Below are 16,320 nucleotides of genomic sequence, written 5' to 3'. Positions count from 1 at the left end.
CGTAGAATCACTCACATACGCTGCGTATGTGTTTTCATGCGCCCTGCGCAGCGGCTGCCGCCGCCGAGTCTTTTCTGCACCGAGGTTTCGATGTTCCACGCCTACCGCCAGCTGTTTGCCGCGCCCGGCACCGCCAGTTTTGTACTGGCCGGCCTGATTGCCCGCCTGCCCTTGTCGATGACAGGTATCGGCCTCATCACCATGCTGTCGCAACAGCGCGGCGCCTATACGCTGGCGGGCGCCGTGGCGGCCTGTTTTGCACTGTCGATTGCCGTGCTGGCACCACGCATCTCCGCCCTGGTGGACCGCCACGGCCAGCGCAAGGTGCTGCCCGTGGCCGCTGCAACCAGTGCCAGCGCCATGTTCGCCCTGCTGGCCTGCGCCCACTGGCAAGGGCCGGACTGGCTGCTGTTGCTGCTGGCCGCGCTGGTAGGGAGCCTGCCCAGCATGCCCGCCATGGTGCGCGCGCGCTGGACGGTGCTGTACCGGGGCACGCCGCAGCTGCAGACCGCCTATGCGTTCGAAGCCGTGCTGGATGACCTGTGCTTCATCATCGGCCCGCCACTGTCCGTGGGACTGAGCATGGTGCTGTTCCCCGAAGCAGGCCCCATGGCTGCCGCGCTGTTGCTGCTGGTGGGCGTCACCCTCTTTGTGCTGCAGCGCCGCACCGAGCCCCCCGTCACCCCCCACGACCAGCAGGCACGCCAGCGTTCGCTGGTGCGCCACCAGCCCGTGGTGCGTTCGCTCGCACTGTTCATGCTCGCCCAAGGCATCATCGTGGGCACCATTGATGTGGCGGCCGTGGCCTTTGCCACCCAGCACGGCCAGCCTGCCATGGCGAGCGTGGTGCTGTCGTTCTACGCACTGGGTTCCTGCGTGATGGGCCTGGTGTTCGGGGCCCTGCGCCTGCAGATGCCGCTCCACCGCCAGATCGTCTGGGTGGGCGCTTCGGTGGCGATCACGGCCGTGCCGCTGCTGCTGGCCAGCAACCTCACCGCCCTGACCCTGGCCGTGCTGCTGGCTGGCATCACCTTCGGGCCCACGATCACCGTGGCCATGGGCCTGGTGGAGCAGCAGGTGGCAGCCAGCCGGCTGACCGAGGGCATGACCTGGCTGCTGACGGGCCTGGCCATGGGCGTGGCCCTGGGAGCGGCGGCCGCCGGCTGGGTGACCGACCACCTGGGCCCGCAGATGTCCTTTGTGGTGGCGCTGGTTGCGGGCGCGGCCATGTGGGCCTGGGGTGCGCAGGCGGGGCGCCTGGCCCGCCATGAAGCGCCTGCAGAGCACGCTGCCTGCACAGGCTGAGCGGTTTCAGGCCAAGAGCCAGACCGCGGGTATCACCCCGCTGCCAGCGGCTGGCGCGCCAGCGCAATGAAGGCCTGCAGGTAATCGATGTGCAGATCGGCTTCTCGTGCGCCCAGGTAGATCTGCTTGGCGATGCCCTTGGCGCCCAGGCGCAACGGCACCACGGCCATCTTCTGCGCGTATTCCAGCGCCAGCCAGCGCGGCAGCGCGGCCACCCCACGGCCGCTGGCCACCATCTGCATCATGATGTCGGTGGTCTCGATGGTCTTGTGGCGCCGGGGCGCAATGCCCTTGGGCAGCAGAAACTGGGTGTAGATGTCGAGCCGGTCCACCGCAACGGGGTAGGTGATCAGCACTTCGCGCGCCAGATCGGCAGGGCGCACGTAGCTGGCAGCAGCCAAGGGGTGCGTGGCAGCCACCACCAGCACCTGTTCGTAGTCGAACACCGGCTCAAAGTGCAGGCCGGGCTTGAACAGGGGATCGGGCGTGACCAGCATGTCGATCTCGTAGCCAAAAAGCGCGCCAATGCCGCCGAACTGGAATTTCTGCTTCACGTCCACATCCACATCCGGCCACGCCGCCAGATACGGAGAGACGATCTTGAGCAGCCACTGGTAGCACGGGTGGCATTCCATGCCGATGCGCAGGCTGCCGCGCTCGCCCTGCGCAAACTGCTGCAGGCGCGCTTCGGCCAGATCGAGCTGTGGCAGCACGCGCCCTGCCACGGCCAGCAGGTACTGCCCGGCCTGCGTCAGGCGCAGGCTGCGGCCTTCGCGCAGCCAGATCGCGGTGCCCAACTGGCCCTCCAGCTTTTTCATGCTGTGGCTGAGGGCCGACTGGGTCACGCACAGCACATCGGCTGCGGCGGTCAATGAGCCTTGTTTTTCAACCTCTTGAACGATGGCGAGATGGATACGCTCCAGCATAAGTGAACAGAATTCATTGATATGTGAAATAAAACCATTTTACTTCATACATCAAATCCCAGACGATGCGTCCGTCGCTCTCGGAACGTGCTCACGTTCACAGGCAGGGCCTGTTCATTGATACCGGAAGATCTGTATGACCACCATCCACAACCTCGGCTTTCCACGCATCGGCGCGCGGCGCGAACTCAAGTTCGCGCTGGAGTCCTACTGGAGGGGCGAATCCTCGCGCAGCGAGTTGAAGACACTGGGCGCCCAGTTGCGCGCACGCCACTGGGCCAGCCAGCAAGACCTCGATCTGGTGCCTGTGGGCGATTTCTCCTTCTACGACCAGGTGCTGGACATGAGCTTCACCCTGGGCAACCTGCCCGAGCGGGTACAGGGCTTCCATGGCGACGCACTGGACAACTACTTCCGCGTCGCCCGTGGTCGCTCGGCAGCGACCGCAGAAACCTCCGGCTCAGCGACGGTGGGCCACGCAGAACACACCGCCTGCTGCGGCAGTGGCGTGGCCGCCGGCGAGATGACCAAATGGTTTGATACCAACTACCACTACATCGTGCCCGAATTCACGGCAGGCACCCGGTTCCAGCTCGACGCCACGCGCCTCGTGGAACAATTGGCCGAGGCCCGCGCCCTGGACGTGCGCACCAAGCCGGTGATCATCGGCCCGGTGACCTACCTCTCCATCGGCAAGGCCAAGGACGGCTCCAGCAAGCTGGATCTGCTGGAGCGCATTCTGCCCGTCTATGCCGAGCTGCTGGACATGCTGGCCGCGCAGGGCGTGGAATGGGTGCAGATCGATGAGCCGATTCTGGTGACCGAGCTGGACGCCGACTGGCAGCATGCCTTCAACACCGCCTACCACCACCTCAAGGCCAGCAAGGCCAAGCTCCTGCTGGCCACCTATTTTGGCGACCTGGCCGAGAACAAATACCTGGCGGCCAACCTGCCCGTTGCAGGCCTGCACATCGATGCCATCCAGGGCCAGGGTGATGTGCAGCAACTGCTGGGGCTGCTGCCGCCCCACAAGGTGCTGTCGCTGGGCGTGATCAATGGCCGCAATATCTGGAAAACCGATCTGGGCGCCGTGCTCGACTGGGTGGAACCGCTGGCCGAGCAGTTGGGCAATCGCCTGTGGATTGCCCCCACCTGCTCCCTGCTGCATGTGCCTGTGGATCTGGACAGCGAACAAAAGCTGGATGCCGAGGTCAAATCCTGGCTCGCTTACGCACTGCAAAAGCTGGATGAACTGCGCGTGCTGGGCAAGGCGCTGTCTGAGGGCCGAGCGTCCGTGGCGGCAGAGCTCGCAGCCAACGCAGCGGCGTTGCAGGCGCGGCGCAATTCGCCCCGCGTTCACAACCCTGCAGTGCGCGCCGCCGTGGCGCAGATCACTACCGCCCTGGGCCAGCGCCAAAGCGCCTACCCCGTGCGTGCGGCCAGGCAGGCGGCCCGGCTTGGCTTGCCCGCCTTTCCCACCACCACCATCGGCTCGTTTCCGCAGACCGCAGAAATCCGCCATGCGCGCAGTGAATTCAAGGCAGGTCGGCTCAATCAGGACGGCTACCAGGCCGCCATGCGCGCCGAGATCGAGCGCAGCGTGCGCGAACAGGAGGCGCTGGACCTGGACGTGCTCGTGCATGGCGAAGCCGAGCGCAACGACATGGTCGAATACTTTGGAGAGCAGCTCGACGGTTATGCCTTCAGCCAGTTTGGCTGGGTGCAGTCCTATGGCTCGCGCTGCGTGAAGCCGCCAATCCTGTTTGGCGACATCAGCCGACCCAAGGCGATGACGGTGGAATGGACACGGTTTGCCCAGTCGCTCACCCACCGCCCGATGAAGGGCATGCTGACCGGCCCGGTCACCATTCTCAACTGGTCATTCGTGCGCGACGACCAGCCGCGCTGGCAGTCGTGCTACCAGCTGGCGCTGGCCATCCGCAAGGAAGTGCTCGACCTGGAAAAGGCCGGTGTGGGCATCATCCAGATCGACGAAGCCGCACTGCGCGAAGGCCTGCCGCTGCGCAAATCACAGTGGCAGCAGTACCTGCACTGGGCCGTGGAATCTTTCCGCATTACCGCCAATGGCGTGGGCGACGAAACGCAGATCCACACCCATATGTGCTATTCGGAATTCAACGACATCATCGCGTCGATTGCCGACATGGATGCCGATGTGATCACCATCGAAACCTCCCGCTCGGACATGGAGTTGCTCGACGCCTTCGAGAACTTTCAATATCCCAATGAGATCGGCCCCGGCGTGTACGACATCCATTCACCCAACATTCCGACACAGGAACACATCGTGGGCCTCATGAAAAAAGCGGCAGAGCGCATTCCGGCGCAGCGCCTCTGGGTCAACCCCGACTGCGGCCTCAAGACACGCCAATGGGGCGAGGTACTACCGGCACTGGCGCAGATGGTGGCCGCAGCCAAGGTTTTGCGCAGCGCGGCACAGGATCACAGGGACGTGGTGAGTGCAGCCGCCTGACGGTACCGCGCGGGTGTGGCGGCAGTGCAGGCTGCCGCTGGCTCGCTCACCCCTCCTGCAGGCCAGCCAGAATCTGCGCCTTGCTGCGCTCCTTGAGTTCTGACAGCTTGCGCACCGTGGCGGCATGCGGCCGCGCCTTGCCCTGCTCATACTTGTAGATGCTTTGGCCTGTTACCCCAACCAGGGCACCATATTGCGCCGCAGACAGCCCGATTTTCTGGCGGTGCGCCGCCAGGCGCGACGGACTGAAGCGCCGCTGGATGCCAGCTTCTGCCGCCTCACCCGTGCCTGCCTCTGCCTTGGGCGCCTGCCCGCCTTTGCTGGCCACCTTGCGCACCTCGGCGATTTCGCGCTTGAGTGCCGCAATGGCCGAGCGTTGCGCGCTCACCGCCTTGCGCAGGGATTCGATCTCTGCGCGGATTTCCTTGCGGGCCACGCGCGTGATCTCGGATTTGAGGAGTGCAGCAATGTTGGGCATGAGCCATTTTGCGGCAACTCCCCAATGTCTGGCAAATGGTGCAAGCCCCAGCCCATTTGCACGCCCCGCAAAACCTCGTCAAAAATAGTTGCCGAGCAAGGAGGCAACTTCAATCAGCAGCAGCACGGCAAACATGCGCGCCAGTCCGGAAAGGTCGGATTCCGGGCCCAGCACCTCTTCATCGCGCATGCCATAGGGACGATACATGGCAGATGCCGTGGGTATCAAGGCGACAGCCAGGCTGAACAGCAGCGTCTTGAGGGCGAACAGCCAGGTCACCATGGGGCTGAACACATTGCCGAACATGCGCGTATACAACTCCACCCCCACCAGGCTGAAGCCATAGACACTGAAATACACCATGACCAGCGACACCACGCAGGACAGCGCCGCGAGCGTGACGGATGCATACATGCTGGCCACCACCAGCGGCAGCATCTCGCTGCGCACCGGATCGAACCCCTGCGCGCGCAAGCGGTCAAAGTGCCCGCTCTCACGCAGACGCGCCAGCGTGGCGCCCGCTGGAATGGAGCAGCGCATGGCCACAAACAGCGCTGCGGTGAGCGGAATCAACTCCAGCACCAGCACGCGGATCACCATCTCGACGGCCACGCGCGAGAGGCCGTAGCTCGTTGCGGTCACGAAGACGATGCGCGCCACCACGAGGCACAGCAGCGCGGCCAGCGCAGTAAACCCGAGCAGGATGGGAGCGGTATCCACATACATGCGCCGCAAAAGCCGCGCGCGGGTCACTGCGCCGTAGCTGCTGGGCGTGAGCAGCATCACCAGCACGACGGCGCCCAGGTACACGATGCGCGACCAGGCCACCACCCAGCGCTGCGCGGTGCGCCAGAGGCGGTGGGGCCATTGGGGTTGAAGCAGGCTTGCCAACATACGAAGAATCATAGGCCATGAACAGGGCTGGCCAACCCGGGCGCCATCTTCACCCACACCCTGCAGATCCCGGTGAGCCATGCCAGCGCCGTATAGAACCCAGGCGCTGCAGACATTCAACGCCCACCCATACCAGGCGATAAGCTATATATTTAATAGCAAATTTCCATCCAACCAATGCGCGGCAACGGCACCGCGTCAGACATGCCGCTTGACGGCTGAGCCTACGGTGGCTCCCAGGTCCTGCGTATCGGCACGCCGGTGCAATGCCTCGATGGTGCGGCACACGCCAGAGTGGCCATCGCAGCAATCCCTGAGGGCGACCAGCTCCTTCTCCAGGGTCTGCAACTCCTGCAGGCGCTCGCGCACATGGTGCAGGTGCGCATCCACCGTCGTGCGGGCGGCGGTGCAGTCTTCCGTACTGTGCCAATCGAGGGCGAGCAAAGAACGCACTTCGTCCAGGGACATGTCCATAGCCCGGCACAGGCGGATGAAGCGCAGTTGGTGAATCTCTGCATCGCTATACAAACGATAGCTGCTCTCGCTTCTGGCGCCAGCGCTGAGCAGGCCTTCTTTCTCGTAATAACGGATATTGGCGGCCGACACGCCCGAGCGCGTAGCCGCTTCGCCGATTTTGTAGAGTGCGCCGGTTGCAACCATGGCTTGACTTTGAAGTGACTTTAAGGTTTCCAATCTTCGCATGAGCGATAAAAACCTGACAGCCCCTGCCCATTTGGATCTCCACTCGGACTCCTCTTCGCGCGCCAATGCGCACACCCATTCACACGCCCACACGCATACCGGCGAACAGGGCCATGCCCACCGGCATGATCACCAGGCGCATGGGCACCACGGCCCGTCCGTCACCAGCGCTGCGGCTGGCAACTGCACGCCCGCCAAGGGTGTTGCGGGGTGCTGCGACTGCGGCACCATCGACCTCAGCTTTGGCAAGCGCAAGGCAGCGCAGGCCAATGCACACAACCACGAGGGCCATGACCACGCCAGTGAAGGCGGCGATGACCATGGCCACGACCACGGTGCCCTGCCCGGTTGGGGCCGCATCGGCGCGGCCCTCGTAGCAGCCGTGGCGGCCGAAGCCTTTCACTGGGCGAGTGGCGAACCCGGCAGCGCCAACTACGATGTGCTGCACTACGGCGGCATGGCGCTCGCCCTGGTAGCCATTGCGCTGTCGGGCCTGGGCGTCTACAAGGCGGGCATCAAGGGCCTGCTGCAGCTCAAGCTGGGCATCCATGCGCTGATGGCGGTTGCCGTCACCGGCGCCTTCATCATCGGCCAGTGGCCCGAAGCGGCCATGGTGATGGCGCTGTATGCCGCCGCCGAGCGCATTGAAGACATGGCCATGGACCGTGCACGCAATGCCATACGCGACCTGCTGAATCTCGCTCCGCAAGAAGCCGATGTAGTGCTGCCCGATGGCAGCACGCAGCGCATGCTGGCCGCCGATGTGCGCATGGGCTCGGTGGTGCGCATTGCGCCGGGTGCACGTGTTCCGCTGGACGGCACAGTCAGCCAGGGCCAGAGCGCGGTCGATCAGGCGCCCATCACCGGCGAAAGCACGCTGGCAGAAAAATCCGTGGGCGACCCTTTGTATGCAGGCAGCGTCAACCAGCAAGGCGAGCTGCAAATGCGTGTGGACGCTGCCCCCGAGCAAAGCCTGATCAGCCGCATCGTGCGCGCGGTGGAGGAAGCCCAGGCCTCCAAGGCGCCCACGCAGCGCTTTGTGGACCGCTTTGCCGCCATCTACACGCCAATCGTGCTGCTGCTGGGCATTGCGCTGGCCGTGATCGCCCCGTTCGCCATGGGCTGGACCTGGACACAGTCCATCTACCAGGCTCTGGCGCTCCTGGTGATTGCCTGCCCTTGCGCGCTGGTTATCTCCACGCCGGTTACGGTGGTGAGCGCCCTCACCGTTGCAGCCAAGAATGGCGTGCTGATCAAGGGCGGCAGCGCACTGGAAGGTGCCCGCAACCTGCGCGCCATTGCCATGGACAAGACCGGCACCCTGACCACAGGACAACCCCAATTGATGGGGGTTCAGGTGTGGGGCAACCTGCCCTCGGGTGACGAGGAGCGCATCGCCTGGCAACTGGCAAGCCGCTCCGACCACCCGGTCTCGCGCGCCATTGCAAATGGGCTGGAATCATCCTTCGCCCACACCTCCAGCCACAATACGCAGGATGTAGAGGCGTTACCGGGCCGGGGAATGGCTGGTACCGTTGACGGTTCGCGCTATGTGCTGGGCAATCTCCGCCTGATGCGCGAAATGGGCATTGCCAGCGAAACCCTGGAAGAAGCGCTGCAACGCCACGAGCAGCAAGGCCATTCCGTCACACTGCTCGCCGATGAGCGCTCGGTACACGCTATCTTCGCCGTCGCCGACCCGCTGCGTGCACAGGCGCCCGAGGCCGTGCGCCAGCTGCAGACGGTGGGCGTGCAGCCCGTGGTGCTCAGCGGCGACAACGGCACCACCGTGGCCACCATCGCATCGCAGGCCGGTATCTCGCGGGCGCAGGGCAATCTGCTGCCAGAAGACAAATTACGCATCCTCGGCGAGATGCAAACCAGCACCGGCCCGACCGCCATGGTGGGCGATGGCATCAATGATGCCCCGGCCCTTGCCAAGGCAGACCTGGCTTTTGCCATGGGTGGCACCCACGCCACCGACATGGCGATGGAAACCGCCGATGTGGTGCTGATGAACGACGACCTGCGCCGCATTCCGCAGACCGTTGCGCTGTCGCGCCATGCCCACGGCGTGTTATGGCAGAACATCACCCTGGCGCTGGGAGTGAAGGTAGTGTTCTTTGTACTAGCGCTGACGGGCAATGCCAGCATGTGGATGGCCGTGGTGGCCGACATGGGCGTGAGCCTTCTGGTCGTGGCCAATGGCCTGCGCCTGCGGTTGTGGAAGGGCTTTGCCCAGTAAGGCATCCCTCGGGAGCACCTTATGAAAAAGCGCGGAAGTATCCGCGCTTTGTTTTTTGGCGTTATCACCGCCACATGCATAACTGAACAATCGGCAAGAGCGTCAGTCGGCGTCTCAGGGCTGCTTGTGCGCAGCCTTCCACTGCTGCACGGCTTTGAGGGTCTGCTGTACATGCTCGATTGGATCGCTGCCTTCGTGCATGAACAACACCTTGCCATTGGGCGCAATCACATACGAGATGCGCGATGCCGTGCCTGGGCGTGCGGCCGATCCTGCATCGTAGGCCTGGATGGTCTTTGCGTCCGGATCGGACGCCACGACAAACTGATCGCGGCAGGCCTCGGTCGAGAATTTCTGCAAGGTGGCGATATCGTCATGCGATATACCCACCACCCGCGCACCCGAGGCGGCAAATTGCGGCGTCGCCTCGGCAAAGGCATGGGCCTCCACAGTGCAGCCCTGCGTGAACGCCTTGGGAAAGAAGTACAGCACCACCGGCCCACCCTTGAGCGCAGCGGCCATGTCAAACGGTTGCGCCTTGCCCGCCAGGGCCGACTGCGTAGTAAAGACAGGCGCCGTGGCCCCCACCGCCAACGCGGCGTACGCTGGTGCAGCCAGCCACAGCATGCCAGTTGTGGCAAGCACTGCTGAAATCATCTTGAAAGCCATCGTCCATCCTTTCCGTACTGTTTGCACCAAGCCGCAGCCTTTAGAGCTGCTAACATAACCCTTGATACGTCGTTGCTTCGCCTTGTCGTACGTCTGTACTGCCTGCGGCTTCGCGTCTCGTCTCAACCGCAAATCTGCGATTTGCTGGGTTGTGTTAGCGGCTCTTAATGCGGCCTTCGTATTTAGGCAGCACGGCCAGCGCGCTTTTCGCGCACCCTCCGTAGCCATTGCATCACAGGTTCGCCGCAGCGAAGTCACCCAACGGTCACAAACCCATAGAATACGCAACTTGGCGTGATGGCACGCATCATCACCGCATTGACCGCATATATTCCCTCCCACACCTTGCAACTCGCCTGCGGCATGCGATGGTGTGATTTCTACAGGAGACAAACCCGATGATCCAACAAGTTCTGCGTTGTGGCGCTGTGGCCGTGGCCCTGAGTGCCGCTGCCGTGGCCCATGCCCAAGCCCCCGCCAGTGACTACCCCGGCAGCAAGCCAGTGCGCATGATCGTGCCCTTCCCACCGGGCGGCGGCACCGACATCCTCTCACGCATCATTGCGCAGAAGCTGACCGAGCACAACCACTGGACCGTGGTGGCCGACAACCGCGCAGGCGCGGGCGGCACCATCGGCATCACCGAAGCCACCAAGGCCCAGCCTACCGGCTATGACATCGTGATGGGCCAGAAGGACAACGTGGTGCTGGGCTACTACCTGTACAAGGGCCTGCCCTGGAACCCTTCCAAGGATCTGACGCCGATTGCCCACGTGGCCTACTCGCCTGTCATCATCGCCACGGCGGAAACCAGCAAGTTCAAGACCTTGAACGACGTGATCGCTGCAGCCAAGGCTGACCCGGGCAAGATCACCTACGGCTCGCCCGGCAATGGCACCAGCATCCACATTGCGGGCGTGTTGTTTGAAAAGGCTGCGGGCGTGAAGCTGACCCACGTGCCGTACAAGGGCTCCAACCCGGCCCTGGTCGACACCCTGTCGGGCAATGTCGATCTGCTGGTGTCATCGGTGCCATCCGCCATCGGCCAGATCAAGGCTGGCAAACTGCGCCCGCTCGCCGTCACCTCTGCCAAGCGCAGCTCGTCGCTGCCCGATGTGCCTACCGTGGCCGAGCTGGGTATGAAGGGCTTTGACGTGAGCACCTGGTACGGCCTGTTCGGCCCCAGGAACCTGCCCGCGCCCATCGTCACCAAGCTGAACACCGAGGTGAACAAGCTCCTGGCCGACAAGAGCGTGCAGGAAGCCATCCAGGCTCAGGGTGCCGAGCCTCAGGCCATGTCGGTGGCTGATTTCGACAAGTTCTTCCACCAGGATTTCAAGGATTCCAAGGCCATCGTCGAATCGTCGGGCGCAGCGATCCAGTAAAACCGATTGCTTCCCAATAGATAGCTGCCCGCGCTTGGTACACAAGCGCGGGCAGTCTTTTTTCTAGATTGCAAAAAAAGCGCAGGCAGGCTCAGGCGTCATCGCCCTGAAAGGCCCGGCGCCGCAAGGTCACCACCAGCGTGTCGCGGTGGCCACCCGATTCATCCAACGGCTGAATGGGCGTGCTCTCGTGGATCATGCGGGCGTCATCGAGCAGCATCAGCGACCAGGGCTCGGTCAGGGTAAAGCGCAGGCCTTGCGGGCCGGTGGCATCGAACACACGGGTTTCGCCGCCCTTGATATTGGTGCGCCCCACCAGGAACACAGCCACCAGATCGACGCCATCGCGGTGCGCACCCTCCGGCGTCGGACGGCCAATGCCGTCAGTGGTATCAATGCGGAACTGGTGCGCCTCGGTATACCAGGCTTCCTCTGCCCCGGTATCAAACAGCGCATTGGAGGTGCGTCCCAGCGCCAGCAGCAACTGTGTCCAGGCGGGGTTGTCATTGGTGGCAGGCAACACCGGCTCGAACCAGCGCTGCATGCCGCCATGCAAGGCGTTGTACTGCACCGGCTGCCAGTGCGCCCGGTGCGCCACGGTGTGCACGGCGCCCGATTGCACCACATAGCAGGAATGGCGGCGCTTGCGATAGCGCCCACCATCCTTCAGGTAGGCGTCGTCCGGCATGCCATTCCAGCTGTCAGCCAGCTGGGGCAGCAACTCGCCATCACACTGCGCCCATTGCGCAACGGTGGCAGGGCTGAGCACTGCATAACCGTATGCACGCAAGGTGCTGTCTACGCTTTGCGCGTCGCAATAAGGAGGAGGAAAGGCTTGCATGTTGGTTCTTCTTCAGGATGCGAGGAGCTTAGGCTTCACACAATGGCATTGCACCACGATGGTGTTTTCCGGCCTCACATAAAAATGTGGGGCTGCGCACACACGCAGCCCCACGCGGAGCCCTCCCTCCGCTGAAGTGTTTGGCAGCCCGGCAAGACACACTGCTTGCATTTCATCTTTGCAGACCCTGCTGCTTCGAATACAGGCTTGCAGAAGCCCAAGATCCATGCGCTTCTTCTTTGCCCCCAACGGTATTGATTTTATGGAAATTCAAGGGATGGATTAACAATTATTAATAATTGACACGGTTTTTTATTAACTGAAATCAATAATGCAACGGCCTGGACGTAAAAAAGGCCCCTCAAGGGGGGCCTTTCTGGTATAGAGCGCGCTAGCCCCGCCGCAGCATCCATGCGCAGGGCAATGCGCCGCAAGCGCTTACTGGCGCACCACCAGCACCGGGATAAGACTGTCACCGAGCACACGTTGCGTCACGCTGCCCAGCACCAGCTTTTCCAGACCCCGGCGGCCGTGGGAGCCCATCACGATCAGATCGGCACCGGTTGTCTTGACGGCTTCCATGATGCCGTCATGCACCGAGTGGCCTTCACCCATGACGGTATCGACCGGGATACCCGCTTGCTCCATGGCAGATTTGACGCTGTCGAGCGCCGCATGCGCATCGGCCGTTGCAGCGGACAGATATTGCGCCTGGCCATAGGCGAAATCGGCGCCCACGCCGGTGAACGGATAGGGGTCGATCACATAGACAGCGGTGACCTGGCTGCCGAACACCTTGGCAAGCCCTGCAGCCTTGTTGACTGCCAGCATCGATGTGGGTGAACCATCGACCGGAACCAGAATGTGTTTGAACATGGCATCTACTCCTTCTAGTTGTTGCGCTTGTTATCGGTTGTACCGCAATTCAGAGGGCAGGGCAAACTTGGAACGCAGGAAACAATGGACGGACGTACGGTGATTGCAGCTGTCTGCGCTGCGTCAAAAGTAAGCGATCCACAATGACCGAAGCCTGCCCATCGCCCGCACTCACGGTGCAGCGATGTAGAACATCGTGGCGCTCGACAATCCTGGCGTGCTCGCTGTCATGCACTTGATTGCCAATGCAAGGCGCCTCTCCATAATGTCAGCACATCGGGTTCCGATGCTGCAATGGCACCCACCCCTCCTTCATACAAAAAGGCCGTTCATGTCCACCACCCTGCGCCCCTTGGGCCGCTCTCCCCTTCAAGTTTCGCCTCTGTGTTTTGGCGGCAATGTGTTTGGCTGGACAGCCGATGAATCCACCAGCTTCAGCCTGCTGGATGCCTGGCTCGACGCGGGCATGAACTTTGTCGATACCGCCGATGTGTATTCGCGCTGGGCCCCAGGCCACCAGGGCGGCGAGTCCGAGACGGTCATTGGCAAATGGCTGCGCAAATCGGGCAAGCGCCACCAGCTCGTGCTGGCCACCAAGGTAGGCAAGGAAATGGGCGAAGGCAAGGTTGGTCTGCACCCCGACTACATCCGCCAGGCCGTTGATGCTTCGCTCAAGCGCCTGCAGACTGATTACATCGATCTGTACCAGACGCATGACGATGACCCCAATGTGCCGATCGAAGATGTGATGGGAACCTTTTGCGAGCTCATTCAGCAAGGCAAGATTCGCGCAATCGGTGCCAGCAACTACAGCGCCGCACGCCTGGCCCACGCCTTGCAGACCAGCGAGAAGCATCGCCTGCCGCGCTACGAAAGCCTGCAGCCCCTCTTCAACCTGTATGACCGCGCCGTGTTCGAGAAAGAGTTGCAGCCGCTGTGTGTGCAAAACGGCGTGGGCGTGATCAATTTCTATTCTCTGGCTGCGGGCTTTCTGACAGGCAAGTACCGCACGGCAGCAGATGCCAGCAAGAGCCCCCGCGGCGCCAAGACCACCAGCCTGTACCTCAATGAACGCGGCCTGCGCATTCTGGCTGCCATGGAGGAGGTGGGCGCACGCACGGGAGCCGAACTTGGAGAAATTGCAGTCGCCTGGGTGATGCGCCAGCCCGGCATTGCATCGCCCATTGCCAGTGCCTCCAACATGCAGCAGATGCAATCGCTCATCAAGGCAAGCCAGCTGCAGCTCGACAATGACGCCATGGCCCGCCTGGACGCCGCCAGCGCCGAAGCCTGATTGCTATCAAAAAAGGATTGATAGCGCGCACCAGCTGTGCGCTGGCGACCGGTTTTCTCTAAATCTTCAGCAGTTGCGGCAGTAGCTCCGCCGATGTGCCTTGCAACCGCACATCGGCCACCTGATCCAGTCCGGTAGCCTGAGGGTTGATGATGACCACACGGGCACCGCCGCGCGCAGCGATATGCGCCAGCCCGGCGGCTGGGTACACATTGCCGGAGGTGCCGACCACCAGCATCACATCACAGCCCTTGGCGGCATCCTGCGCCTGCTGCAGCTCGGCATGCGGCAGGCTCTCGCCAAACCAGACCACGGCAGGGCGCAGGTAGTTGCCGCAGCCAGGGCATTGGGGCGGGCCGTCATCTTCGGTAAAGCGCATGTCGCAGCAGGGCCGGGCTGGAAGCAGCCAGCGGCTGTCCATCAGGTTGCCGTGCAGGCACAGAACCGCACTGCTACCCGCACGCTGGTGCAGGCCGTCTACATTCTGCGTCACCAGGGTGATGCGCTCGGAGTGCTGCGCCTGCCACTGCGCCAGTGCGAAGTGGCCCGCATTGGGCGCCACTTCGGCCACCAGCCGGCGGCGGTACTGGTACCAATCCCACACCCGTTGCGGATGGGCCAGATAGCCCGCTTCACTCGCCATCTCTTCGGGGCTGAACTGTGCCCAGAAACCCGTCTGCGCATCGCGAAAAGTAGGTACCCCCGACTCGGCGCTCACGCCCGCGCCCGTCAGTACCAGCAGGTGGCGTGCATCCACAATCCATTGGGCCACCTGAGCGATGTCAGTGGCGGCAGGTGACAAGGAGGTATGGTTAGGAGCAGCTGGCATGCTAGAAAGCGTGAAAAACGGGGAGCCAGCATACGGCATGCGCAATGCACGACGGCGACGCTGCGGCATCGAAGATTGCACTCCAACGCGGCTGCATAGAGATCGTAAACACGTTCTTAGATGCCCTTTTCCACCATGGCCAGAAGCCGGATCCCCAAGGCCTTGCGCTGCTCTGGCGTGGCACCGCGCAATGGCCCATCGATGCTGAGCATCGCCATGCCGTGCACCGTGGACCAGGCGAGAAACTCTGCCCCCGGCCTGCGCTCTGGCGGCAGTACGCCAGCGGCTGCCATGGCATCGAGCGCATAGCTCAGCAACTCATACGGGTTGAGGCCCTTGTCTGCCGTGCGGCTAGGGTCTGGCGGTACTTCCACATCAAAGGCACCAGCGGCAAACGCGGTACGGAACCAGCCTGTCTCGGCTTCTGCAAAGCGCAGATAGCCCCGCCCTACGGCTGCCAGCAGACCGCGCGCACGCACAACCGCGTCAGGCATCTGCTCGGCAACCTTCATCTCCTGCTCTATCGCCTGGGCCAGCGCCCCCAGGGCAGCGGCGCGCACCGCCTCAAACAAGGCCAGGTGGTTGGCAAAGTGACGGTAGGCCGCATTGGGCGCCACGCCCGTCAGCCTGCTGACTTCACGCAAGACAACGGCCTGGGGGCCGCCTTCGCGCGCCAGCGCCAACCCCGCCGCCACCATCGCCTGGCGTAAATCTCCGTGGTGGTATCTCTCTCTCGGACTCATTCGCAGTCAATCGGTCATCAAGCGGTTGTACAACGGGGAATGTCGAAAAAACGACTGCTTACACCCCGAAACCGCCTGTTTGGAAATAAATGTGGACACTGTTCATTTTAAGCCGCAGAATGTGTGTACAGCGTCCACATCAACCTTTGTTTGCAGTCTTTGCGAGCAAAATTTCCACCCAGGAGAGAGACCGTGCAATTCATTCCCTATCTCAATTTCGACGGTAACTGTGCAGAAGCCATGGCGTCCTACGCCAAGCTGTTTGGCGGCCAGATCGTGCACCAGTCCACCTTTGGCGAAATGCCACCCCACGAAGGCATGCCCCCGCTGCCCGAGTCTGCCAAGAACCGCGTGATGCATGCCATGCTGCAGGTGGGCGCTCAGTCCATCATGGCTTCGGACACCATGCCGGCCATGCCCGGCCAAGATGCCGAAGGCTGTGGTGGCGGCTACCAGAAGCCCCAGGGCCTGTGGGTCTCGATCAGCGTTGAATCGGTAGCCGAAGGCAAGCGCGTGTTCGATGGCCTGACCCAGGGCGGCCAGGTCGCCATGCCTTTTGAAGCGACCTTCTGGTCGCCCGGCTTTGGCATGGTGACCGATCGCTTCGGCACCCCCTGGATGGTGAACGTGGCGGCCTGA

At 62.8% G+C, this 16,320-nt stretch carries 15 protein-coding genes; 6 read left to right on the top strand and 9 right to left on the bottom strand.

Annotation, left to right across the window (positions count from 1 at the left end):
- Window positions 1–90: 90 nt before the first annotated feature.
- Window positions 91–1,305, top strand: coding sequence for an MFS transporter (locus tag LAD35_RS07840; RefSeq protein ID WP_224152134.1), 1,215 nt, complete (start codon window positions 91–93; stop codon window positions 1,303–1,305).
- A gap of 32 nt (window positions 1,306–1,337) precedes the next feature.
- Here LAD35_RS07840 and LAD35_RS07835 read toward each other — a convergent pair whose 3' ends face one another.
- Window positions 1,338–2,231 carry a LysR family transcriptional regulator gene (locus tag LAD35_RS07835; protein ID WP_224152133.1) on the bottom strand — a complete coding sequence of 298 codons (894 nt, stop codon included), beginning with the start codon at window positions 2,229–2,231 and terminating at the stop codon, window positions 1,338–1,340.
- A gap of 136 nt (window positions 2,232–2,367) precedes the next feature.
- Between LAD35_RS07835 and metE the strand changes: the two genes are divergently transcribed.
- The gene (metE, locus tag LAD35_RS07830) at window positions 2,368–4,725 is read left to right on the top strand and encodes a 5-methyltetrahydropteroyltriglutamate--homocysteine S-methyltransferase (RefSeq protein ID WP_224152132.1); all 2,358 of its coding nucleotides are present in this window, start codon (window positions 2,368–2,370) and stop codon (window positions 4,723–4,725) included.
- Between the two features lie 46 nt (window positions 4,726–4,771).
- Here the strand turns inward: metE and LAD35_RS07825 are convergent, their stop codons facing one another.
- The 3 genes from LAD35_RS07825 to LAD35_RS07815 form a co-directional block, all read right to left on the bottom strand.
- The gene (locus LAD35_RS07825; protein WP_224152131.1) at window positions 4,772–5,203 is read right to left on the bottom strand and encodes a helix-turn-helix domain-containing protein; all 432 of its coding nucleotides are present in this window, start codon (window positions 5,201–5,203) and stop codon (window positions 4,772–4,774) included.
- Between the two features lie 78 nt (window positions 5,204–5,281).
- On the bottom strand, window positions 5,282–6,097 hold the full coding sequence (locus tag LAD35_RS07820) for an MlaE family ABC transporter permease (RefSeq protein WP_224152130.1): 816 nt from the start codon (window positions 6,095–6,097) through the stop codon (window positions 5,282–5,284).
- 198 nt (window positions 6,098–6,295) lie between these two features.
- A complete protein-coding gene (locus LAD35_RS07815; protein WP_224152129.1) occupies window positions 6,296–6,757 on the bottom strand; it encodes a Cd(II)/Pb(II)-responsive transcriptional regulator in 462 nt (153 codons plus the stop codon).
- Between the two features lie 40 nt (window positions 6,758–6,797).
- Between LAD35_RS07815 and LAD35_RS07810 the strand changes: the two genes are divergently transcribed.
- On the top strand, window positions 6,798–9,044 hold the full coding sequence (locus tag LAD35_RS07810) for a heavy metal translocating P-type ATPase (protein ID WP_224152128.1): 2,247 nt from the start codon (window positions 6,798–6,800) through the stop codon (window positions 9,042–9,044).
- A 114-nt stretch (window positions 9,045–9,158) separates the two neighbouring features.
- Here the strand turns inward: LAD35_RS07810 and LAD35_RS07805 are convergent, their stop codons facing one another.
- The gene (locus LAD35_RS07805; RefSeq protein WP_396022787.1) at window positions 9,159–9,701 is read right to left on the bottom strand and encodes a peroxiredoxin; all 543 of its coding nucleotides are present in this window, start codon (window positions 9,699–9,701) and stop codon (window positions 9,159–9,161) included.
- Between the two features lie 410 nt (window positions 9,702–10,111).
- Between LAD35_RS07805 and LAD35_RS07800 the strand changes: the two genes are divergently transcribed.
- Window positions 10,112–11,098, top strand: a complete 987-nt coding sequence (locus tag LAD35_RS07800; protein WP_224152126.1) for a Bug family tripartite tricarboxylate transporter substrate binding protein — start codon at window positions 10,112–10,114, stop codon at window positions 11,096–11,098.
- Between the two features lie 91 nt (window positions 11,099–11,189).
- Here LAD35_RS07800 and LAD35_RS07795 read toward each other — a convergent pair whose 3' ends face one another.
- Both LAD35_RS07795 and LAD35_RS07790 read right to left on the bottom strand, forming a co-directional pair.
- A complete protein-coding gene (locus LAD35_RS07795) occupies window positions 11,190–11,939 on the bottom strand; it encodes a 2OG-Fe dioxygenase family protein (RefSeq protein WP_224152125.1) in 750 nt (249 codons plus the stop codon).
- Window positions 11,940–12,377: 438 nt separating this feature from the next.
- On the bottom strand, window positions 12,378–12,815 hold the full coding sequence (locus tag LAD35_RS07790; RefSeq protein ID WP_224152124.1) for a universal stress protein: 438 nt from the start codon (window positions 12,813–12,815) through the stop codon (window positions 12,378–12,380).
- Window positions 12,816–13,146: 331 nt separating this feature from the next.
- Here LAD35_RS07790 and LAD35_RS07785 point away from each other — a divergent pair, with 331 nt between their 5' ends.
- On the top strand, window positions 13,147–14,109 hold the full coding sequence (locus LAD35_RS07785; protein WP_224152123.1) for an aldo/keto reductase: 963 nt from the start codon (window positions 13,147–13,149) through the stop codon (window positions 14,107–14,109).
- Between the two features lie 58 nt (window positions 14,110–14,167).
- On the opposite strand, the gene LAD35_RS07780 is transcribed toward LAD35_RS07785, so the two are convergent.
- Window positions 14,168–14,938, bottom strand: a complete 771-nt coding sequence (locus LAD35_RS07780; protein WP_224152122.1) for an SIR2 family NAD-dependent protein deacylase — start codon at window positions 14,936–14,938, stop codon at window positions 14,168–14,170.
- Between the two features lie 116 nt (window positions 14,939–15,054).
- Window positions 15,055–15,681, bottom strand: a complete 627-nt coding sequence (locus LAD35_RS07775; protein ID WP_224152121.1) for a TetR/AcrR family transcriptional regulator — start codon at window positions 15,679–15,681, stop codon at window positions 15,055–15,057.
- Window positions 15,682–15,873: 192 nt separating this feature from the next.
- On the opposite strand from LAD35_RS07775, the gene LAD35_RS07770 reads away from it, so the two are divergent.
- Window positions 15,874–16,320: a VOC family protein gene (locus LAD35_RS07770; protein WP_224152120.1), complete on the top strand. Its 447-nt coding sequence runs from the start codon at window positions 15,874–15,876 to the stop codon at window positions 16,318–16,320.

This window comes from Comamonas odontotermitis (genome assembly GCF_020080045.1).
Classification (GTDB): domain Bacteria; phylum Pseudomonadota; class Gammaproteobacteria; order Burkholderiales; family Burkholderiaceae_C; genus Comamonas; species Comamonas odontotermitis.
The sequence above is the reverse complement of the archived record's forward strand: the minus strand, read 5'-3'. Positions and strand labels throughout refer to the sequence as shown.